We start from the raw sequence: 20,664 nt of genomic DNA on the forward strand, positions 1-20,664 counted from the left end.
TTGTGGGGCTGGTTTTTTTTTCAACCCCTCTGGGGTGTTTGGGTTTCGGTTTTGTGTGGCTAGTCGGCGGGTCCGACGTCCCACTCCCACCACGCTGAGGGTCAGGCCGTGTCCGGGGCGGTGCCGATGGCGCCGGCCGAGCGGAGTGACCGCCCGAGGTCCCCGGTGAGGATGCGGGGGTGTCGCCGCCACCACCACAGGTCGGGGCCTGGCAGTTCGTGGAACCGGTCGAGTGCTTGGCCGTCGTCGTCGACGGTCGCGGCCTTGTACCGGTCGTCCAGGGTTTTGATCCGCGGCGTCCAGAGCTGGACGAGGTGCTCGTCCAGCAGGAGCCACGCCTCGTGGAGCCAGTTCCGGCAGTAGAGGTCGTTGGTGTACTCGTGGATGTCGTCGTCATAGCCGCGCTCGATGACACCCACCAGGGCGGCCCACGCGTTCACCATGTCCGAGACCGTGAACGCCGTCCGCCAGCCGCGCTGGTGCAACAGCTCGCCCACCTCGGTTTCCGTGGCCATGATCGTGAGGCTCTCATGCCGAAACCCTCCGGGCTACCGAGATGTGCCCGCACGCGGCCGGCTGCACGCCCGAACCTAGCCGGAGGTGGTGACTGTCGTGGTCTCGCCGGGGGAGACGTGGAGTGTGGCCGTGCTGTAGGTGGTGCCGTCCACTGTGGTGGTCTGGGCCGGGTGCGGTGTGCCGTTGACGGTGATGGTGGGGTGGGTGCCGGGGAAGCGGGGGGTCCAGGTGAGCGGGGTCGGGCCGGTGTTGGTGAGGGTCGTGGCGCTGTGGCCGTCCTGGCGGACGGTGATCCGCGTTCTGCCGACGGGGATGTCCGCAACCTGGAGCCAGGTCATCGAGCTCGGCAGGTGGGAGGTGGTTTCGACGGCGTCGGAGGCGTCGGGGGTGAGGCCCAGGAGGCCCTGGACGGTCTGGGACAGCAGGGTGAACGGGACTTCGGGGTAGTCGCCGTTCAACATGCGGCCGCTGGTGTGGACTTGGGGGGTGGCCTCGTAGATGGTGCGCATCCACTTCCACGCCCTGTCCCCGTCGCCGGCGGCGAAGAAGGCGTCCGGGAGGTAGGTGTAGGCCTCCAGGTTGTCGGAGCGTTGCGGGCCGGAGTCCTGGGCGTCGAGGTCGGCGAGGAAGGCGTCCCGGCGCGGGCCCGCGTCCAGGAGGTGTTTGGCGGGCATCAGGATGCTCGCCTCGTAGCCCCAGTCGGTGAGGGGGTGGCCGTTGGTGTCGTAGCCGTGGACGACGGCGCCGGGGTGTTGCGGGTCCACCGTCCAGACGGAGTTCGCGTATTGGCGGAGGGTTTCGGCTGCCTGGCGGTAGGTGGCGCGGTCGCTGCGCGAGGAGGCGAGGGTCGCGGCGGCGAGGTAGGCCTGGTACTGGGCGCCGAGGGCGTCGCCCGCCTCGGCGTACGTGGTGGTGGCGTTCTCGGCGTAGCTCGCGGTGCCCTTGAAGATGTTGCGGCTGGCGGCCTGTGGGATCGGGACGCCGCCGTTGTCGACGGGTCCGGGGTGGCGGGCGATGTACGGGCCGAGGGTGGTGCGGACGTAGCGGGTGAGGACGGGGTCGTCGGTGTAGTTGCGGTCGCCGGTCCAGCGGTAGGCCTCGCCGGTCTTCTCCACGAGCTCGAAGGGGGCGGGGAGTTCCCGGACGAAGCTGCTCGGGCTGCGGTAGTCGATGCTGCCCGGGGTCTTGGCGTCGAAGTTGACGGACCACACCGGGTCCAGTCCGTTGGCGTCGGTCGCGGAGGCGGCGAAGGCGCGCAGCATGGTCTTGTTCTGGGCGTCGAGCCCCAACAGGTGGGCGCCGACGAGCTGGTGGGCGAAGTCGCGGCTGTAGAAGTCGGACCGGAACGGGTAGCCGGCCCAGTAGGTGGTGTCGTAGGCCGCGGTGCCCGTGCCGTCGGGGTGGTTCTCGTCGAGGTTGAGGACACCGGGGGCGCCGGCCTGCTGGACCCAGCTGTTGGCCTTGGTCTTGGCCCAGTCGAACAGGGCGACGACCTCGGGGTCGGAGGAGTCGATCAGCGGGTCGTTCGGGGCGGAGGGGGCCACGGCGGCCTCGTCGACGTTGACCCAGCCGGTGGGGGAGGAGCCGATGGCGAGCGTCAGCCGGTTGCCGGGCGAGAGGTGGACGCGGGGGAGGGTGTACTTGGCGTAGACGGGCTGGCCGGGGAGGGCGAGTTGGCACACGACGGTGCCGTTGACGGTGGCCGAGAAGGTGCCTCCCGCCGCGCCGCTCGCGATCCACGCGGACAGGTCGTACGTCCCGTCGGTGACGGCGGTGACCTCCTGGCTCACCCGGTAACCGGTGCCCGCGTCGAGGTAGGCGAGACGGGTGCCGGTGTGCGGGTTGTTGGTGGCGAGGCCGGTGTGGGCGGTGAACGTCCAGCCGTCGGCGCCCAGTTCGAAGCCGGGGTTGGCGAGAAGGAGCGGCTCGGTGCGGGTGAGCGTCCAGCGCTGGGCGGGCCTCGGGGTGCAGGGCTGGACGCGGACCGGGCCGTCGTGGTGGGGCGTGAGGCAGCGGCCGCCCGTGGCGAGGGTGTGGCCGCCGGGCACGGGGGAGACGGTGAAGCGCGCTGCGCTGCCGCAGTCGGCGGCGGTGAGGTCGGCGGCGAGGCAGCGCCCGGTCGCGGCGTCGGCGAGGAGGTAGCCGTCGGCGCCGCGGCGCAGTTGCCACCGCTGGCTGAGCAGGCCCTGGCAGGCGGCGGTGACGGTGGGCGTGCCGAGGGCCGGCCGGGCGAACCGCGGGCCCAGGCAACTGCCGTCCACGGATGACGAGATGACGTAGGTTCCGCCGTCCACCGGATCGTCTCCGGCGGCGGAGGCGGGGGCCGCCCCCGCGATGACGGCGAGGGCGGCGAGGGCGGAGAAGCTGGACAGGACGGTGTTGGGTACGGGAGGCATGAGCGGCTCCTGAGCGTACGTCGGGGGCGCTGGGTCAGTGGAGTGTTGAACGTTCAAATCGCGGCGGGACGGGTGGGACAAGTGCGGGCGCGAACCTCAGGCCGAAGGGCTTGACCCATGTGATCGGTGACATGTGTCATTTCACATGGCGTGCTGAGGGCCCGTCAACGGGCGCGCAAGGGCGGCCGTCGCTTTCCCGTTCCCTCTCCCCGTTCCCCTACCTCGTTCCCCTTCCTCGTTCCCTTCCTCCGACCGAGAGTCAGGACCTCCCTGTGCCTACCGCACGTTCACGTCTCGCCGGATCGCTCCGGAAACTCCTGCTCGGGGCGCTCGTCCTCGGGCTCGCCGGCACCGGCACCGCCGGTACGGCCCTCGCCCAGGGCGAGCGGCAGCCCGGGCCGGCGGGCAGCGCCGCGCCCGCCGATCCGCACCCGGCCGCCGAGGGCTGGCGGCAGATCGACGGCACCTGGGTGCAGGTCGGCGCCACCCGGCCGCACGTGATGCCCAACGCCACCACCTTCGCCCAGCGGCAGGCGGCGAAGACCACTGCGGCCGCCGCCCCGCGCAACAACTACGACCTGCAGATGACCTACCGGGGCGGCCAGGACTCGATCGGCGTCACCACGGGCCAGCCGAAGGTGTACCTGATCTACTGGGGCAGCCAGTGGGGCACCCCCGGCACCGACGCGACGACCGGAAACCTCACCCTCTCGGGTGACCCGGACGCCGCCGCGCCCTACCAGCAGGACTTCTTCAAGGGCCTGGGCAGCACGACCGACACGTGGTCCCGCGTGATGACCCAGTACTGCGAGGGCATCGCGCCCGGTTCGTCCTACTGCCCGTCCGACGCCAACCACGTCGGCATGCCGGTGGCCGGCCAGACGCTCGCGGGCGTGTGGGTGGACAACGCGGCGCCCGCGCCGAAGGCCGCCACCGAGCCGGAGATCGCGGCCGAAGTCGTCGCCGCCGCCAAGCACTTCGGCAACACGGACCCGAACCAGAACCGGGACGTGCAGTACATCATCAACACCGGCCAGGGCCTGGACTCCGACAAGTGGAAGGAGCTCGGCTACTGCGCCTGGCACACCTTCATGCGCAGCTCGGCTGGCACCCTCGCCTACACGCTCATGCCGTACCTGACCGACGTGCCCGCGTGCGGCACCAACTGGATCAACCCGGGCGCGCGCGGCCGCCTCGACGGCTACGGGATCATCGGCGGTCACGAGTACGCCGAGACGATCACCGACCAGAACGCCTCCGGCGCCTGGACGGACGCGACCGGCCAGGAGAACGGCGACAAGTGCTCCTGGATCCCGGTCGGCCGCAACGGCGGGATGTTCAACCTCCAGCTCTCGACCGGGAGTTTCCCGGTGCAGACCACGTGGTCGAACTACGACCACCTGTGCACGGGCGACGACCCGGTCTTCGCTAACGCGCAGCTCCTCGTGACCCGGCCGTGCGAGCAGACGGTCGAGAGCGGCAAGCCCGTCGACCTCGCCGTCCTCGCCTCCGACCGCGCCGGGCGCCCGATCACGTACAGCGCCAAGGGCCTGCCCGCCGGGCTGCGGATCGACGCGGCGACCGGCCGCATCACCGGGACGACGCACGCGACCGGCTGGCGCACGATCACCGTGACCGGCCGCGACGACCAGGGCAACACGCAGAGCCAGAGCTTCCGGGCCGGCTTCTTCCACGGCCCGCAGACCGGCTGCACCCCGATCGAGCAGCTCAACGACCCGGGCTTCGAGAACGGCACCGCCGACCACGGCGTGTGGAACCCGTCCGGCTACAACATCATCACGCCGTCCACCGCCCACCAGGCGCACGGCGGCGCGACGTACGCGTGGCTCGGGCAGAACACCGCGAGCGACGACTCCATCGTCCAGTGGGTCGAGACGACCCCGGGCTACACCCAGGAGCACCTGTCCTTCTGGCTGAACGTCACGGGCAGTGCCCAGGGCGCCTCCGCGCCCGGCGGCTCGGCGGTGGACACGCTCTCGCTGGAGCTGTACGACCAGTGGAGCGGCACCTACATGGCGACCGTCAAGACCTGGAGCAACCTGGACGCGACGAACGGCTACCGGCTGCAGTCCTTCGACCTGACGCCGTACGTGGCGGCCGAGTTCGGCTCGACGGTGGGCATCAAGCTGGTCGCGCACTCGACGAGCGGGAAGACCGCCTTCCTGGTGGACGACGCGTCGGTGAAGCTGACCTGATTCCGCCGTTCGGCGCAGCCCTTCGGTCCCGGCTCCGGTCCCGGTCCCGGCCCTGGCCCTGGTCCCGGTCCCGGTCCCGGCCGGGGCCGGAGGGCGATCGGGAAGGGGATGTGCCACTTGTGGTGCGTCCCTTCCGGGGCGGGCTCGGACTCCCTAGCGTTGTGCGCATGACAAAATTTGGTGCGTCGGTAGCCGCTGTTCTCACCGCCCTCGCGCTCGCCGCCCCGGCCACGGCGGCCCGTGCCGACGCGGGGCCGGCCGCGAACCCGGCCGCAGGCCCCGCGGCGACCGCGACCGTCACCGCCCAGCAGGCCCTCGGCCAGGTGCTGGCCGCGGCCCGCGGCGGGAAGCCCGCCCTCGCGGGTGCGGCCCTCGCCGACTCGGGGCCGTTCTACTTCCACGTCCGTGCCTACGGGGACGGCTACTGCCTCGACAACTTCGCCAGCGGCGGCGGTGCGAACAACTCGCCCGCCGGCTTCTGGGCCTGCAACAACGGGCCCACCGAGCAGTGGCGGTGGCGCGTGTACGACGCGGGGGCCTTCTACGGGCTCGAACTCGTCAACAACGCCTCCGGCCGCTGCCTGGACTACCCCGAGTCGTGGGGCAACACGGTGGGCGCGCAGTTCAACGTCTACGACTGCAAGGACGGTGGCGCCCCGGGGCAGACCTTCCACTCCTACGTCAACGGTGCCGACATCTCGCTCACCTCGCCCAAGACCAGCAGCGTCGTCGCCCTCGACGGCTACTCGTCGCGCTGGCAGGGCAACGGCAGCCCGGTCGGGCTGTGGTACGCGGACACCAACAACTTCAACGCCTGGCAGCGCTGGTACTGAGGCGCTCGCCGATTCCCTCCGGCCCCGGGGCGCCCCCCCCCGCGCCGGCGCCCCCCCCCCCCCCCCGCTTCTCGTACTGCTCGACGGCCCGCTCGTACCGCGCCCGCCGGACGCCCTCGCCCGGGGCCTCGGTGAGGCTGCGGACGAAGTAGGCCAGCAGGGAGCCGACCCCGCCGATCATCCAGACCGCGCCGAGCGAGCGGTCCTCGGTCATCCAGCCGGTGAGCCGGTCCTTGCCCTCGGCGAGCACCTTCCAGGTGCGCAGCGCGGCCAGCAGCGAGCAGAGCGCGACGGCCAGCACCAGCAAGGTGTTGAGGAACCCGCCCTGGGCGGAGAGCGCGACGCCCTCGACGGCGAGTCGCAGCACGAACGCGGCCGCCGCGGCGATGACCAGCGAGCCGGCGGACACGGCGACGCGGCGCGGCCAGTAGCCGTGGTCGCGGTGCACCCAGCTGGTGCCGAACCAGCGGATCGGCTCCGGCTGCGGGGCGGCGGGGTCCGGGGCGCCGGCGGGGTTCGGGGCGGGGGTGGGGGGCTGCTCGCTCACGCCGCCGATTATCCCCCGGTTGTCCCCCCGGCCCCGGACGCGCGAGGAGGAGCCGTCCCGTGGTCCGGGGCGGCTCCTCCTCGCGCGTGTGGTGCGAGTGGCTCAGCCGAGCTTGGTGACGTCGCGCACGGCGCCCTTGTCGGCGGAGGTGGCCATCGCGGCGTAGGCCCGCAGGGCCTGGCTGACCTGGCGCTCGCGGCTCTTCGGGCGGTAGCCGCCCCCGGCCTCCAGCGCCCGGCGGCGCTCGGCGAGCACCTCGTCCGGGACCTCCAGGGAGATCGTCCGGCCGGGGATGTCGATGGCGATAGTGTCGCCGTCCTCGACGAGGGCGATGGTGCCGCCGGAGGCGGCCTCCGGGGAGGCGTGGCCGATGGACAGGCCCGAGGTGCCGCCGGAGAAGCGGCCGTCGGTGACGAGCGCGCAGGCCTTGCCGAGGCCGCGGCCCTTGAGGAAGGAGGTCGGGTAGAGCATCTCCTGCATGCCGGGGCCGCCCTTGGGGCCCTCGTAGCGGATGACGACGACGTCGCCCTCCTTGACGCGCTTGGCGAGGATCGCCTCGACGGCGTCCTCCTGGGACTCGACGACGACGGCCGGGCCGCTGAAGGTCCAGATCGACTCGTCGACGCCGGCGGTCTTCACGATGCAGCCGTCCTCGGCGAGGTTGCCGTACAGCACGGCGAGGCCGCCCTCGACGGAGTAGGCGTGCTCGACGCTGCGGATGCAGCCCTTGGCGGCGTCGGTGTCCAGCGACTCCCAGCGCTCGGACTGCGAGAAGGCCTCGGCGGAGCGGACGCAGCCGGGGGCGGCGTGCCACAGCTCGACGGCCTCGGCAGAGGGCGAACCGCCGCGCACGTCCCAGGTCTTGAGCCACTCGGCGAGCGAGTCGGCGTGCACGGTGTGGACGTCCTCGTTGAGCAGCCCGGCCCGGTACAGCTCGCCGAGGATGGCGGGGATGCCGCCGGCCCGGTGGACGTCCTCCATGTAGTACGAGCCGTTGGGCGCGACCTTGGACAGGCAGGGCACCTTGCGGGAGATCGCGTCGATGTCCCGCTGGCCGAAGTCCAGCTCGGCCTCCTGGGCGGCGGCGAGCAGGTGGAGGATGGTGTTGGTCGAGCCGCCCATGGCGATGTCGAGCGCCATGGCGTTCTCGAACGCGGCGCGGGTGGCGATCGCGCGGGGCAGGACGGAGGCGTCGTCCCGGCCGTAGTGGCGGTTCGCGATCTCGACGACCGTCCGGCCGGCGTTCTCGTAGAGGGCGCGGCGGGCGGTGTGGGTGGCGAGGACGGAGCCGTTGCCGGGCAGCGAGAGGCCGATCGCCTCGGTGAGGCAGTTCATCGAGTTGGCGGTGAACATGCCGGAGCACGAGCCGCAGGTCGGGCAGGCGTTCTCCTCGATGATCGCGATGTCCTCGTCGGAGACGTTCTCGTTGACGGCCTGGGAGATCGCGTCGACGAGGTCGAGCTTGCGCACGGTGCCGTCGACGAGGGTGGCCTTGCCGGCCTCCATCGGGCCGCCGGAGACGAAGACGGTCGGGATGTCGAGCCGCAGCGCGGCCATCAGCATGCCCGGGGTGATCTTGTCGCAGTTGGAGATGCAGATCAGGGCGTCGGCGCAGTGCGCGTTGACCATGTACTCGACCGAGTCGGCGATCAGGTCGCGCGAGGGCAGCGAGTAGAGCATGCCGCCATGGCCCATCGCGATGCCGTCGTCGACGGCGATGGTGTTGAACTCGCGCGGGATGCCGCCGGCCTGCTTGATCGCCTCGGAGACGATCCGGCCCACCGGCTGGAGGTGGGTGTGGCCGGGGACGAACTCGGTGAAGGAGTTGGCGACCGCGATGATCGGCTTGCCGAAGTCCTCGCGGGCTACGCCGGCGGCCCGGAGAAGCGCCCGGGCGCCTGCCATGTTGCGACCGTGGGTGACCGTACGGGACCTCAGCTCGGGCACTGTGCTCCACTCCTTCGGGGCTCGCGCGCGGCCCCGCGGGCAGGAGGGTGCGGGAACCGCTGTGGCTACCGAGCCTACGCCCGCCGTCCGGGCCGCGGACGGTCCGTCCGCGATGCGGTCAGGCGGCGGGCGCACGGGCGCGCGGACCGTACGGCCGCACGGGGGGTCAGGACGGCGTGACCGCGACCACCAGCTCCAGGGTGAACGGCTCGGTCACCCAGCCCCCGGGGAACTCGGCGAGCGTGGCCTCGCGCTCGGCGGCGAGGACCGGAGCGCGCTCGGCCGGGTCGAGCGAGGCCAGGTACGAGCGGGAGGTGAGGTCGGTGATCACGTGGTCGACGGTGACCCGCCGCTCCCAGCGCAGCACCGTGCGCTCGACCGCGAGGCCGGCCGGGGCGAAGTGGCTGGTGTGCTCGCTGATCCCGCCGTAGCCGTGGTAGCGCTCGGGCAGCGCGGCGGCCATCCGCTCGGCCCGGGCCCGGACCCACGGGACGGTCTCGTCGTGGACGTTCCACCAGGTGGCGAGCGCGCCGCCGGGGCGCAGCACCCGGATCGCCTCGGGGACGGCCAGCTCGGGGCGGGTCCAGTGGAAGGCCTGGGCGTAGGTGATCAGGTCGGCGGAGCGGTCGTGGAAGGGCAGGTCGTCCCCGGAGGCCCGGACCAGCGGCAGGCCGGGCGAGGAGGCGAGGTACTGGGCGGCCATGCCGCCGTTGGGCTCGACCCCGACGACGTCGGCGCCGCGGGCGGCGAGCAGCCGGGTGGCGATGCCGGTGCCGGCGCCGACGTCCAGGACGCGGGCGCCCTTGAGGGCGCGGCCGGAGAGCCGTTCCAGGGCGTCGAAGAGTCCGTCGGGGTAGGTCGGGCGGCCGCGGTCGTACTCGGCGGCGACCCCGCCGAAACTCTGAGCGAGCTCCCGGAAGTTCTTTGCCTCCGTCATGTCTCCCCCTACGTGCGGCAGTTGGTGCCCGGTGGGGCACGTGGGTTCAGCGTACGCGCGAGGGGGTGGCCAGGTGCAAGCGGGTGAAGGCGAGCGCCTCGGCGAGGTCGGCCTCGCGTTCGGCGGGGGACGCGGAGCGCCGCGTGTTGACCTCCAGCACGACGTGGCCGTCGAAGCCGGTGCGGGCGAGGTGTTCCAGCAGCTCGGCGCAGGGCTGGTTGCCGCGGCCGGGGATGAGGTGCTCGTCCTTGCCGGAGCCGCTGCCGTCGGCGAGGTGGATGTGGGCGAGCCGGTCGCCCATCCGCTCGACCATCTCGAACGCGTCGATCCGGGAGGTGGAGACGTGCGAGAGGTCGATGGTGTAGTGCCGGTACGCCTCCTCGGTGACGTCCCAGCCGGGGGCGTAGGCGAGCATCTCGCGGTCGCGGTAGCGCCACGGGTACATGTTCTCGACCGCGAACCGGACGTCGGTCTCGCCCGCCATGCGGTTGATGCCCTCGACGAACTCCCGGGCGTACTGGCGCTGCCAGCGGAACGGCGGGTGGACGACGACGGCGCTCGCGCCGAGCTTCTCGGCCGCCGCCCGGGCGCGGACCAGCTTGGTCCACGGGTCGGTGGTCCAGACCCGCTGGGTGATCAGCAGGCAGGGCGCGTGCACGGCGAGGATCGGCAGCCGGTGGTGGTCGGAGAGTCGGCGCAGCGCCTCGATGTCCTGGCTGACCGGGTCGTTCCAGACCATGACCTCGACGCCGTCGTAGCCGAGCTTGGCGGCGAGTTCGAAGGCGACGGCGGTGCTCGCGGGGTACACCGAGGCGGTGGAGAGGGCGACCTTGGTGTCCGGGATGTGCAGGGCCGGGTGCGGGGGCAGCACGAGCCGGTCGGTGGTGCGCAGGAGGGGCGCCCGGGTGGCCTCGCGCTTGGCGGCCTTGACCGACTTCACGGACTGGACGGCGGCCTTGGCGGCGCCGGTGGCGCGGGCGGTGCGGGTCTCCTTGCGCGCCGGGGCCGCGGTGGCCTTCGGGGCGGCCTTCCCGGCCCCCGCCACGGCCTTCTTGGCCGTCGCCTTCTTGGCCGTGGCCTTCTTGGCCGTGGCCTTCTTGGCGCCCTGCGCGGTGCGCTGGGCCGCCTTCACGGCCTTGGCGGCCTTGGCGGCGGTGGCGCCCTTGACGGTCTTGCCCAGCTTGCGGCGCGGGCCGTCCGGCCGCGGCTGCCCGTCGCCGGGGGCGCGGCCCTCCCGCGTCCCGTCGTCGCCCGCTGGTTGCACCACGGGAGACAGCGTAAGCGGACCGGCTCGCGAACGGCACCGAACGCCGGGCGAACGAGACGCGGCTCTCAGGCGCCCCCGGTGTCCTGCGGGGTGACGGTGCGGCCTGCGGCTCAGGTGGTCAGCGCGGGCCGGCGGCGGTCGGCGGGGCTGTCCATGGCGTCCAGGCGGCGCAGGATGATGCCCTCACGCAGGGCCCACGGACAGACGTCGAGCTCCTCGAGACCGAAGAGGTCCATCGCGGCGTCGGCGACCAGCGCGCCGGCCAGCAGCTGCTTGGCCCGGCCCTCGGAGACGCCGGGGATCTGCGCCCGCTCGGCGACGGTCATGGTGGACAGCCGGGGCAGCCAGGCGGACAGGCCGGTGCGGGTGAGCCGGCGGTCGGCGTACGGGCCGGCGTCGGCGGGTGCGGCGCCGGTCATCCGGGCGAGCTGCTTGAAGGTCTTGGAGGTGGCGACGGCGTGCTGCGGGGCGCCGAGCCGGGAGATCTCGCCGACGACGGTGGCCATCTCGGCGCGGACGTGGCGTCTGAGCTCGCGCAGCCCGTCCGGGTCGGCGACGTCGCCGGGCAGCCAGCGGGCGGTCAGCCGGCCGGCGCCGAGCGGCAGCGAGCAGGCGACGTCGGGCTGTTCGTCCAGGCCGCAGGCGATCTCCAGCGAGCCGCCGCCGATGTCCAGGTTGAGCAGCCGGCCGGAGGACCAGCCGAACCAGCGGCGCACGGCGAGGAAGGTGAGCCGGGCCTCGTCCTGGCCGGACAGGACCCGCAGTTCGACACCGGTCTCGGTGGCGACGCGGCGCAGCACGTCCTCCCCGTTGGCGGCCTCGCGGACGGCGGAGGTGGCGAAGGGCAGGATGTCGACGACGCCCTTGTCCTCGGCGACGCGCAGCGAGGAGGCGATGTGGCCGACCAGCCGCTCGACACCGGCCTCGCTTATCGCCCCGCGCTCGTCGAGCAGCTCGGCGAGACGCAGTTCGGCCTTGTGCGAGTAAGCGGGCACGGGGGCGGCGCCCGGATGGGCGTCCACCACGAGGAAGTGGACCGTGTTGGAACCTACGTCGAGCACACCGAGTCGCATAACTCTCCACGCTACGCGATCCGGCCGCGCCGGTGATCGGTCGCGGCGGTACTGCCTCGGCGTCGCCGCGGCACTGGTGCTGGTCGCAGGTGCCAGGGGTCGGCGGACGCCGGCGGGCGGGCCGGGCCCGGGTGGCCGGATCCCTCAGTTCCTGTGCGGTCCCGCCGGGCGGCCGGTGGGGCAGTTGGCGTCCAGCCAGCGGCGGGCCGGGCCGGGGGTGTCGGTGATCAGGCCGTCGGCGTCACGGCCGGTCATCAGCTGCCAGGACTCCTCGTCGTCGACGGTCCACACGTAGACCTCGTGCCCGGCCCGGCGCTCGGCGGCGATCCGGGAGGCGCTGGCCAGGGTGGTGTCCAGGGCGATGCCGCTCAGCGGCAGGTTGCCGGGGTTCTCGGCGATGGAGGCGCCCTGGATGAGGACGATCGGCAGTCCGGGCGCGGCCGCGTGGGCCACCCGCAGGTGGTCGGCCGAGAACGAGTACATGATGACCCGGGCGCCGCTGGCCGCCGCGAGCCTGGCGATCCGGACGACGTCCTCGGTCCGGCGCTGCCACTTGATCTCCATGAGCAGGGTGGCGTTGGTGCGGGCCATCCGTTCGAGCAGCTGTTCCAGGGTGGGGACGGGCTCGGCCGGGCCCGGTCCGATGGTCACCCGCAGGGCGGCTATCTGAGCGGCGGTCAGGTCGCCGATCGCGCCCTTGCCGTTGGTGGTGCGGTCCACGCTCGGGTCGTGCATCAGCACCGGGACGCCGTCGCGGGTGGTCTGGACGTCGGTCTCCACCCAGTCGGCACCCTGGCGCAGCGCCGTGTCGAAGGAGGCCATGGTGTTCTCGGGGGCGTTCTGCGGCGCGCCGCGGTGGCCGATCACCACGGGTCCGGTGCACGGCGGCGGCGCGCTCTCCGCCCGGGCCCGCAGCGCGGGTCCGGAGGCGCAGCCGGAGGCCAGGACAGCGAGCGAGGCGAGGATGGCGGTCCGGACGGCGCGGGGCGAGGCGGTCACGGCTCGGGGCTCCAGTCGGGCGTCGGGCGCCGCGGGCACGGACGCACGGGGCATCCAACACGCAACGGCTCGGAATCATCAAACCGAACGGACTGCCCGACACGGCCGGTGGTTCCCGCGGAGGCTCTACCCTTGCCGGGTGGCACCAGCAGAAACCTCCAAGAAGAAGTCCAAGGCGAAGGTCCCGGCCGCTCCGGCCCCGGTCGACCTGGCCATGCCGGCCCTGCGCGCCGAGGTCCCGCTCGACTTCCCCCGCGCCTGGGTCGAGTTCGCCGACCCCGCCGACGAGGAGCAGGTGTTCCGCTGCGACCTCACCTGGCTGACCTCCCGCTGGTCGTGCGTGTTCGGCCGCGGCTGCCACGGCATCCGCGAGGGCCGCGGCGAGTCGGACGGCTGCTGCACGCTGGGCGCGCACTACTCGGACGAGGACGACGAGAAGCGCGTCGCCGGCCACGCCGCCCGGCTGACGCCCGACATCTGGGAGAACTTCGCGCACGGCACCGACGGCAAGGGCCGGATCAAGGCCGACGGCGGCATCACCATGCTCGACGAGGACGGCGACCGCCAGACCCGCCGGGTGGGCGGCGCGTGCATCTTCGTGAACAGCCCCGGCTTCGCGGGCGGGGCCGGCTGCGCGCTGCACGCGCTGGCGCTCAAGGAGGGCCGCGAGCCGCTGGAGACCAAGCCGGACGTGTGCTGGCAGCTGCCGATCCGCCGCACCTACGACTGGATCGACCGGCCGGACGACACCCGCTACCTCCAGGTGACGATCGGCGAGTACGACCGCCGCGGCTGGGGCCCGGGCGGCCACGACCTGCACTGGTGGTGCACCGGCAGCCCGGAGGCGCACGGCGGGCCGGACCCGGTGTACGTCAGCTACCGCCCCGAGCTCACCGAGCTGATGGGCCGGGCGGGCTACGACGTGCTGGCCGGCCTGTGCGAGGAGCGGATCGCCACGAAGGGCGACCGCAAGGTGGCGCCGCACCCGGCGGATCCGGTCGGCAAGGCGAAGAAGAAGGACTGAGGGCCGGGCCCGGGGACCGTCCGTCCCCGGGCCCGCTCGTTCCCTGCTCGTCGCCGTACTCGTCGGTGTCTACTTGTCGGTGTCTACTTGTCGATGTCGCCGACGACGAAGAACATCGACCCGAGGATCGCGACCATGTCGGCGACCAGGGTCCCGGGCAGCAGTTCGGTCAGCGCCTGGATGTTGTTGAAGGACGCCGAGCGCAGCTTGAGCCGCCACGGCGTCTTGTCGCCGCGCGAGACCAGGTAGTAGCCGTTGATCCCGAGCGGGTTCTCGGTCCAGGCGTAGGTGCTGCCCTCGGGGGCCTTGAGCACCTTGGGCAGCCGCAGGTTGACCGGGCCGGCCGGCAGGGTGGCGAGCTTGTCGAGGCACGCGTCGGCCAGGTCCAGCGCGTTGAGCGTCTGCTCCAGCAGGCACTCGAAGCGGGCCAGGCAGTCGCCCTCCTCGCGGGTGACGACGGTGAGCACCTGCCGCAGCTCCTCGGAGCCGTACGCGAGGTACGGCTCGTCGCGGCGCAGGTCGAAGTCGAGGCCGCTGGCCCGCGCGATCGGGCCGCTGACGCCGTACGCCTCGGCCTGCGCCCGGGTGAGGACGCCGACGCCGGCGGTGCGGGCGCGGAAGATCTCGTTGCCGAGGACGAGGTCCTCGAAGACCGGCATCTGCGAGCGGACGGTGGCGACGGCGGTGCGGACGCGGCCGAGCCAGCCGGCCGGGAGGTCCTCCTTGAGGCCGCCGACCCGGTTGAACATGTAGTGCATCCGGCCGCCGGAAGCCTCCTCCAGCACGTGCTGGAGGTCCTCGCGGCCGTGGAAGGAGTGGAAGATCGCGGTGATCCCGCCGAGCTCCAGCGGGTAGGAGCCGAGGAACATCAGGTGGTTGAGCACCCGGTTGAGCTCGGCGAGCAGGGTGCGGATCCACACCGCCCGCTCGGGCACCTCCATGCCGAGCATCCGCTCGACGCCGAGCACGACGCCGAGCTCGTTGGAGAAGGCGGAGAGCCAGTCGTGCCGGTTCGCCAGCATGATGATCTGCCGGTAGTCGCGGGCCTCGAACAGCTTCTCCGCGCCCCGGTGCATGTAGCCGATGACCGGCTCCGCGGTGACGATGCGCTCGCCGTCGAGCACCAGCCGCAGCCGCAGTACGCCGTGCGTCGCGGGGTGCTGCGGGCCGATGTTGAGCACCATGTCGGTGGTGCCCGCCTCGCCCGTGATGTTCTCGGCTCCCGCCCCGATGCCGACCGTGGTCTCCCTCATGGGTTCAGAGTCTGCCATCCCACCAGGGGTTCCAGGCTCCGAGCCCCTACCAAATCTCCAGGGGTGGGATGCGGACGCTCTGCAAGACCCAGCCGAAGGCACCCAGCCCGGCCGGGTCGGTGAGTTCGGCCGCCTCCCCGGCGCCGCCGAGGGCCCGGAGGTAGGCCACCGGGTCGCTGGAGGCGAGGGCGAGCGGCGGGCGCCCGCCGCTGACGCCGAGGGCGCGCAGGGCCTCGCGCTGCGTCGTCCACAGGCTGTGGACAGCGGGGACGGCGATCGAGTCGAGCGCGACGTGCACGGTGACGTCGCACGAGCCGTCCGGCACGGGGGCCACCTCGCGGCCGTCCCGGAAACCGGTGCGGGTGCCGAAGAGCGGACGGCGGGCGGCGGTGTGCCCGTAGTCGACGGCGACGGCCAGGCCGCGCTCCAGCCCGGCCACGGCGTGCGCCCAGGCGGCGTCCCGGGGGCCGCCGAACTCCACCAGGTCCCCGGGGTGTTCGACCGGCCACCAGCGGGCGGCCCAGGCGGCGTCGGCCTCCGAGACGGGCTCGCCGAGCCGCTCCCGGCCGGTCTCCGTCTCCACCTCGACGTACCGGAGCACCCCGTCCTCGTCCACCTCGCCGGCGTCCAGCGGCACGTTGTCCAGCCACTCGTTGGCGAACAGCAGCCCGCTGACACCCCGCGGCACCTCGCTCGTCCACAGGGCTGTGGACGGAAGTCCGGCCGGCCGGTCCGCGATCTCCACGCCGTACGGGCGCAGCCGCGCGCGCACGTCGTCCGGGACGGCCCCGAGCACCCCGGTCAGCAGTTCCCCCCGCCCGGCCCCGACGTCGACGAAGGCCAGCTCCTCCGGACGGCCGAGAGCCGCGTCAACCTCCAGCAGCAGCCGGGCCACCGCACGGGCGAACTCCGGCGAGGCGTGCACCGAGGTGCGGAAGTGCCCCGCCGGGCCCTCCGGCCTGCGGTAGAAGCCCGCCTCCTGGTCGTACAGGGCCCGTTCCATGGCGGGCGCCCACCGCATCCACGTCATGGGGCGCGACGCTACCGGCCGGCCCCGGCCCCTCCCCAACCGGAGCCGGGGCTTCTCCGACCTACGGAGTAGGGCGGATCGCCCTACCGGCGGACCTGGACGGGTCGTGCGACTGCCTACGCTTGAGACGTGCATCGACTCAACGCCTGGCTCCGCCGTCACCCCATGGTGGTCGACGCCGCCTGGGCGGCGATCGTGCTCCTCCTCGGCCTCCTGCCGAACGACAACGTCTCCGGGGGCTGGCGGTTCGACGCGCAGATCGCCACCGCGGTGGCGCTGCCCGCGCTCATGGTCTTCCGCCGCCGCCTGCCCGACGTCGCGGTGGCCGCGGCCACCGCGATCGCCCTCGGCCAGGTCGGTCTCGACATCGACCCGGCCGCCTCCTCCATCGCCTACCTGGTGTTCGCCTACACCGGCGCCGCCTTCGGCCGCACCTGGACCTCCCGGCTGGCCCTGGCCGCCGGGCTGGCCGCCGGGCCGCTCGCCTACTGGCGGATGAACCCCGCCAAGACGCACTTCGCGGAGGACGGCGTCACCGCCGTCCGCACGCCGTACAGCATCGGCGAGGCGCTGCTCATCATGCTGCTGATGAGCACCCCGTTCATCCTCTGCTGGGCCTGGGGCCGGCTGACCCGGGTCCGCCGCGCCTACCTGACCGAGCTGGAGGACCGCGCCGCCCGGCTGGAGCGCGAGCGCGACGCCCAGTCCAAGGTCGCCGTCGCCGCCGAGCGGGCGCGGATCGCCCGCGAGCTGCACGACGTCGTCGCGCACAACGTCTCCGTCATGATCGTCCAGGCCGACGGCGCCGCCTACGTCCTCGACAACTCGCCCCAGCAGGCCAAGGAGGCGCTCGGCACGATCGCCTCCACCGGCCGCCAGGCACTGGTCGAGATGCGCCGCCTGCTCGGTGTGCTGCGCACCGCCGACACCGCCGAGGAGTACGTGCCCCAGCCGGGCGTCGAGGAGCTGCCCGAACTGCTGGAGCAGGTCCGCACCGCCGGCCTGCGGGTCGACTACGCGACCTCGGGCCACCCGCGCGAACTGCCGCGCGGCGTCGAGCTCACGGTCTACCGGATCGTCCAGGAGGCGCTGACCAACGTGCGCAAGCACGGCGGCCCCGACGTGCACGCCCGGGTCGCGGTCGACTTCGGGGAGCGCGAGCTCGCCGTCCTGGTCGAGGACGACGGCCGCGGCACCACCGACGAGCAGCTCGCCTCCGGCGGCACGGACGGCCTCGGCCACGGCCTGATCGGCATGCGCGAGCGGGTCGGCATGGTCAGCGGCAGCCTCGACGTGGGCCCGCGCCCCGGCGGCGGCTTCCGGATCCGGGCCGTCCTGCCCCTGAAGACGGCCCACTAGCCCGCCCGCCGCTCACCCCCTAGGAGCTCCCTTTGACCATCCGCGTGATGCTCGTCGACGACCAGGAACTGCTGCGCACCGGCTTCCGGATGATCCTGCAGTCCCAGGGCGACATCGAGATCGCCGCCGAGGCCGGCGACGGCGCCCAGGCCCTGGAGAGGCTGAAGCACACGCCGGTCGACGTGATCCTCATGGACGTCCGGATGCCCCGCCTGGACGGGGTGCAGGCCACCCGCCGGATCTGCCTCGCCGAGGACGGCAGCCCGCTGCCGGACGCCCCGCACGTGCTCATCCTCACCACCTTCGACCTCGACGAGTACGCCTTCGCCGCGCTCAAGGCCGGCGCCAGCGGCTTCCTGCTCAAGGACGTGCCGCCGACCGAGCTGGTGGCCGCGATCCGCGCCGTGCACGGCGGCGACGCGGTGGTCGCGCCGACCACCACCCGCCGCATGATCGACCGCTTCGCCGAGGTGCTCCCCACCCCGCAGAGCGCGCCCGGCTCGGACGCCCTCGGCCCGCTCACCGACCGCGAGCGGGAGGTGTTCCTGCTGGTCGCCCAGGGCCTGTCGAACGGCGAGATCGCCGCCCGGCTGGTGCTCTCCGAGGCCACCGTGAAGACCCACGTCGGCCGGATCCTGGCCAAGCTCGGCCTGCGCGACCGGGTCCAGGCCGTGGTCCTCGCGTACGAGGCCGGGCTCATCCGGGCCGGGGCCGGGGACTGACGCGCCCGTACACTGGGGCGGTACGTCCGGTACCCGAGGTGGACCGGAACGGAGATCAGGGACAAGGTGGGCCCCGTGTGTGAGCGCAGCGAACTCACCATCGACCGGCGCGCATGGGCGAACGCCCCTGCCGAGCGGAGCGAGGTGGGCGCGTGAGCACCTACGAAGGCGGCGACTTTTCCGAGTTCGCCCCGCTCGACGACGGTTTCGGCGACCCGCGCGACCCCGGCAACCGCCCGGCCCGGCTGACCGTCGGCGTGGTCGGCACCGGCCGGGTCGGCCCGGCCCTCGGCGCCGCCCTGCAGCTCGCCGGGCACACCGTGGTCGCCGCCTCCGGCGTCTCCGCCACCTCTCGCCGCCGCGCCGAATCGCTGCTGCCGGGCGTGCGGATCGTCACCCCGCCCCAGGTGCTCGCCGCCGCCGACCTCGTCCTGCTGACCGTCCCCGACGACGCCCTGGCCGACCTGGTCGCGGGCCTCGCCTCGACCGGCGCGGTCCGCCCCGGCCAGCTGGTCGTGCACACCTCCGGCGCGCACGGCGTCGGCATCCTGGAGCCCGCCACCCGGGCCGGGGCGCTGCCGCTCGCCCTGCACCCGGCGATGACCTTCACCGGCACCTCCGTCGACCTGGACCGGCTGGCCGGCTGCCCGTTCGGCGTGACGGCGCCCGCGGAGCTGCGGCCGGTCGCCGAGGCGCTGGTCGTGGAGATGGGCGGCGAGCCCGAGTGGGTGCCCGAGGAGGTCCGCCCGCTCTACCACACGGCCCTCGCGCACGGCGCGAACCACCTGGTCACGCTGGTCGCGCAGGCGATGGACCTGCTGCGCACGGCGGGCGTCGCCGAGCCCGGCCGGCTGCTCGGCCCGCTGCTGGGCGCGGCCCTGGACAACAGCCTGCGCTCCGGCGACGCGGCCCTCACCGGCCCCGTCGCCCGGGGCGACGCGGGCACCGTTCGGCGCCACCTGGCGCAGCTCAGTACGGTGTCCCCGGACATCCCGGCGGCCTACCGGGCGATGGCCCGCGCCACGGCGCAGCGGGCGCTCGCCAACGGGACGATCGACGAACCGTCGGCGGCGGCGCTGCTGGACGTACTGAACGAGGAGATTCCTGATGGCACGCGGTAAGCAGCCGAACAAGCCCCAGCGGACGCCGAAGGTCCACCGGGCCGTCGTCACCCGCACCGTGGACGACTTCGAGGCCGCGTTCTGGCCGGACGAGCGGCCGGTCGACAACGCCGTCGTGATGACCATGGGCGCCCTGCACCAGGGGCACGCCGCGCTGGTCCGGGCCGCCCGCAAGCAGGTCGGCCCGGAGGGCCGGGTCGCGGTGACGGTCTTCGTCAACCCGCTGCAGTTCGGCGCCGACGAGGACCTGGAGCGCTACCCGCGCACCCTCGACGACGACGTGAAGCTGGCCGAGGAGAACGGCGCCGACGTCGTCTTCGCGCCCTCCGTCGACGAGGTCTACCCGAACGGCGAGCCGCAGGTGCGCCTGGCGGCCGGCCCGATGGGCGAGCGCTTCGAGGGCGCCACCCGCCCCGGCCACTTCGACGGCGTGCTCACCGTGGTCGCCAAGCTGCTGCACATCACCGACCCGGACTTCGCCTTCTTCGGCGAGAAGGACGCCCAGCAGCTGGCGGTCATCCGGCGCATGGTCGCCGACCTGGACTTCGACGTCGAGATCGTCGGCGTGCCGACCGTCCGCGAGGAGGACGGCCTGGCGCTGTCCTCGCGCAACCGCTACCTCTCGGAGGAGGAGCGCGAGCGCGCCCTCGTCCTCTCGAAGGCCCTGTTCGCGGGCCGCGACGTCGCCGCCCAGGGCCCGAAGGCCGTGCGCGAGGCCGCCGCGGCCGTCCTCGACGCCGCCGAAGGCGTCACCCTCGACTACCTCGCCCTGATCGACCCGCACGCCTTCACCGAGGCGGCGGACGACTTCCAGGGCGAGGCGGTGCTGGCCGTCGCCGCGAAGGTGGGCTCGACCCGCCTGATCGACAACGTCCACGTCATCTGCCGCTAGGCAGATGACCGGCAAGCGCAGAATCGTTCGATAGAGCTCTTCCCACCCCAGGCATGCACTCACAGGAGGCGTGACCCGCAATGCTCCGCACCATGCTCAAGTCCAAGATCCACCGGGCCACCGTGACCCAGGCCGACCTGCACTACGTCGGCTCGGTCACGGTGGACGAGGACCTGCTCGACGCCGCCGACCTGCTCCCCGGCGAGCTGGTCCACATCGTCGACATCAACAACGGCGCCCGGCTGGAGACGTACACCATCGCCGGCCCGCGCGGCACCGGCGTGATCGGCATCAACGGCGCCGCCGCCCGCCTGGTCCACCCCGGCGACCTCGTCATACTCATCGCCTACGGGCAGATGGACACGGCCGAGGCCAAGGGCTACGAGCCGAAGATCGTCTTCGTGGACGAGCACAACCGGATCACCGGCCTCGGCGGCGACCCCGCGGACGCCCCGGAGGGCAGCGGCCTGCTGCGCGGCGACACGGCGTACCGTGGCGCCGACGGCGCGGCCACGACGGCCACGCGCTGAAG

18 protein-coding genes are annotated in these 20,664 nt (G+C 73.1%); 8 read left to right on the top strand and 10 right to left on the bottom strand.

Annotated elements, in window-relative coordinates; genetic code table 11:
- Window positions 1–101: 101 nt before the first annotated feature.
- Together ACFV4G_RS20640 and ACFV4G_RS20645 are read right to left on the bottom strand one after the other, a co-directional pair.
- Window positions 102–515, bottom strand: a complete 414-nt coding sequence (locus tag ACFV4G_RS20640) for a hypothetical protein (RefSeq protein WP_380442343.1) — start codon at window positions 513–515, stop codon at window positions 102–104.
- 75 nt (window positions 516–590) lie between these two features.
- Complete coding sequence (locus tag ACFV4G_RS20645) at window positions 591–2,912, bottom strand: hypothetical protein (RefSeq protein WP_380442345.1); 2,322 nt, start codon at window positions 2,910–2,912, stop codon at window positions 591–593.
- A 272-nt stretch (window positions 2,913–3,184) separates the two neighbouring features.
- Between ACFV4G_RS20645 and ACFV4G_RS20650 the strand changes: the two genes are divergently transcribed.
- Window positions 3,185–5,128 (top strand): Ig domain-containing protein, encoded by a 1,944-nt coding sequence (locus tag ACFV4G_RS20650; protein WP_380442347.1) that lies wholly within the window; start codon window positions 3,185–3,187, stop codon window positions 5,126–5,128.
- 167 nt (window positions 5,129–5,295) lie between these two features.
- The gene (locus ACFV4G_RS20655; RefSeq protein ID WP_380442349.1) at window positions 5,296–5,961 is read left to right on the top strand and encodes an RICIN domain-containing protein; all 666 of its coding nucleotides are present in this window, start codon (window positions 5,296–5,298) and stop codon (window positions 5,959–5,961) included.
- Here the strand turns inward: ACFV4G_RS20655 and ACFV4G_RS20660 are convergent.
- The 6 genes from ACFV4G_RS20660 to ACFV4G_RS20685 form a co-directional block, all read right to left on the bottom strand.
- Entirely contained in the window at window positions 5,936–6,508 is a 573-nt protein-coding gene (locus tag ACFV4G_RS20660; RefSeq protein ID WP_380442351.1) for an EamA/RhaT family transporter, read from the bottom strand. The two genes, ACFV4G_RS20655 and ACFV4G_RS20660, sit on opposite strands and share 26 nt — an antisense overlap.
- Window positions 6,509–6,610: 102 nt before the next feature.
- Window positions 6,611–8,455 carry a dihydroxy-acid dehydratase gene (gene ilvD, locus ACFV4G_RS20665; protein WP_380442354.1) on the bottom strand — a complete coding sequence of 615 codons (1,845 nt, stop codon included), beginning with the start codon at window positions 8,453–8,455 and terminating at the stop codon, window positions 6,611–6,613.
- A gap of 166 nt (window positions 8,456–8,621) precedes the next feature.
- Window positions 8,622–9,392, bottom strand: coding sequence for a class I SAM-dependent methyltransferase (locus ACFV4G_RS20670; RefSeq protein WP_380442356.1), 771 nt, complete (start codon window positions 9,390–9,392; stop codon window positions 8,622–8,624).
- A 46-nt stretch (window positions 9,393–9,438) separates the two neighbouring features.
- The gene (locus tag ACFV4G_RS20675) at window positions 9,439–10,242 is read right to left on the bottom strand and encodes a sugar phosphate isomerase/epimerase (RefSeq protein ID WP_329930204.1); all 804 of its coding nucleotides are present in this window, start codon (window positions 10,240–10,242) and stop codon (window positions 9,439–9,441) included.
- 527 nt (window positions 10,243–10,769) lie between these two features.
- Entirely contained in the window at window positions 10,770–11,732 is a 963-nt protein-coding gene (locus ACFV4G_RS20680) for a Ppx/GppA family phosphatase (protein WP_380442358.1), read from the bottom strand.
- Between the two features lie 144 nt (window positions 11,733–11,876).
- Window positions 11,877–12,731: a glycerophosphodiester phosphodiesterase gene (locus tag ACFV4G_RS20685; protein ID WP_380442360.1), complete on the bottom strand. Its 855-nt coding sequence runs from the start codon at window positions 12,729–12,731 to the stop codon at window positions 11,877–11,879.
- 139 nt (window positions 12,732–12,870) lie between these two features.
- On the opposite strand from ACFV4G_RS20685, the gene ACFV4G_RS20690 reads away from it, so the two are divergent.
- Entirely contained in the window at window positions 12,871–13,755 is an 885-nt protein-coding gene (locus ACFV4G_RS20690) for a hypothetical protein (protein ID WP_380442362.1), read from the top strand.
- An 83-nt stretch (window positions 13,756–13,838) separates the two neighbouring features.
- Here the strand turns inward: ACFV4G_RS20690 and ACFV4G_RS20695 are convergent, their stop codons facing one another.
- Together ACFV4G_RS20695 and ACFV4G_RS20700 are read right to left on the bottom strand one after the other, a co-directional pair.
- The gene (locus tag ACFV4G_RS20695) at window positions 13,839–15,008 is read right to left on the bottom strand and encodes an NADH-quinone oxidoreductase subunit D (RefSeq protein ID WP_380442364.1); all 1,170 of its coding nucleotides are present in this window, start codon (window positions 15,006–15,008) and stop codon (window positions 13,839–13,841) included.
- Window positions 15,009–15,054: 46 nt separating this feature from the next.
- Complete coding sequence (locus tag ACFV4G_RS20700; protein WP_380442366.1) at window positions 15,055–16,038, bottom strand: SAM-dependent methyltransferase; 984 nt, start codon at window positions 16,036–16,038, stop codon at window positions 15,055–15,057.
- Window positions 16,039–16,203: 165 nt separating this feature from the next.
- On the opposite strand from ACFV4G_RS20700, the gene ACFV4G_RS20705 reads away from it, so the two are divergent.
- From ACFV4G_RS20705 to panD, 5 genes are all read left to right on the top strand, one after another.
- Window positions 16,204–17,397, top strand: a complete 1,194-nt coding sequence (locus tag ACFV4G_RS20705) for a sensor histidine kinase (protein ID WP_380442453.1) — start codon at window positions 16,204–16,206, stop codon at window positions 17,395–17,397.
- Window positions 17,398–17,429: 32 nt separating this feature from the next.
- On the top strand, window positions 17,430–18,119 hold the full coding sequence (locus ACFV4G_RS20710; protein ID WP_380442368.1) for a response regulator: 690 nt from the start codon (window positions 17,430–17,432) through the stop codon (window positions 18,117–18,119).
- 152 nt (window positions 18,120–18,271) lie between these two features.
- Window positions 18,272–19,240 (top strand): Rossmann-like and DUF2520 domain-containing protein, encoded by a 969-nt coding sequence (locus tag ACFV4G_RS20715; protein WP_380442370.1) that lies wholly within the window; start codon window positions 18,272–18,274, stop codon window positions 19,238–19,240.
- Window positions 19,227–20,132 carry a pantoate--beta-alanine ligase gene (gene panC, locus ACFV4G_RS20720; protein ID WP_380442372.1) on the top strand — a complete coding sequence of 302 codons (906 nt, stop codon included), beginning with the start codon at window positions 19,227–19,229 and terminating at the stop codon, window positions 20,130–20,132. Before ACFV4G_RS20715 ends, panC begins: the two co-directional genes overlap by 14 nt.
- A gap of 80 nt (window positions 20,133–20,212) precedes the next feature.
- On the top strand, window positions 20,213–20,662 hold the full coding sequence (gene panD / locus ACFV4G_RS20725; RefSeq protein WP_380442374.1) for an aspartate 1-decarboxylase: 450 nt from the start codon (window positions 20,213–20,215) through the stop codon (window positions 20,660–20,662).
- Window positions 20,663–20,664 lie beyond the last annotated feature (2 nt).

Origin of the sequence: Kitasatospora sp. NPDC059747, from assembly GCF_042732955.1 — a bacterium.
Lineage (GTDB): Bacteria > Actinomycetota > Actinomycetes > Streptomycetales > Streptomycetaceae > Kitasatospora.

Excerpts from the sequence above, each read along its gene's own strand:
- panC (WP_380442372.1), top strand. The coding sequence starts at position 19,227 with ATGGCACGCGGTAAGCAGCCGAACAAGCCCCAGCGGACGCCGAAGGTC.
- ACFV4G_RS20705 (WP_380442453.1), top strand. The coding sequence starts at position 16,204 with ATGGTGGTCGACGCCGCCTGGGCGGCGATCGTGCTCCTCCTCGGCCTC.
- panD (WP_380442374.1), top strand. The coding sequence starts at position 20,213 with ATGCTCCGCACCATGCTCAAGTCCAAGATCCACCGGGCCACCGTGACC.
- ACFV4G_RS20700 (WP_380442366.1), bottom strand. The coding sequence starts at position 16,038 with ATGACGTGGATGCGGTGGGCGCCCGCCATGGAACGGGCCCTGTACGAC.
- ACFV4G_RS20640 (WP_380442343.1), bottom strand. The coding sequence starts at position 515 with ATGGCCACGGAAACCGAGGTGGGCGAGCTGTTGCACCAGCGCGGCTGG.
- ACFV4G_RS20645 (WP_380442345.1), bottom strand. The coding sequence starts at position 2,912 with ATGCCTCCCGTACCCAACACCGTCCTGTCCAGCTTCTCCGCCCTCGCC.
- ACFV4G_RS20670 (WP_380442356.1), bottom strand. The coding sequence starts at position 9,392 with ATGACGGAGGCAAAGAACTTCCGGGAGCTCGCTCAGAGTTTCGGCGGG.
- ACFV4G_RS20695 (WP_380442364.1), bottom strand. The coding sequence starts at position 15,008 with ATGAGGGAGACCACGGTCGGCATCGGGGCGGGAGCCGAGAACATCACG.
- ACFV4G_RS20680 (WP_380442358.1), bottom strand. The coding sequence starts at position 11,732 with ATGCGACTCGGTGTGCTCGACGTAGGTTCCAACACGGTCCACTTCCTC.
- ACFV4G_RS20655 (WP_380442349.1), top strand. The coding sequence starts at position 5,296 with ATGACAAAATTTGGTGCGTCGGTAGCCGCTGTTCTCACCGCCCTCGCG.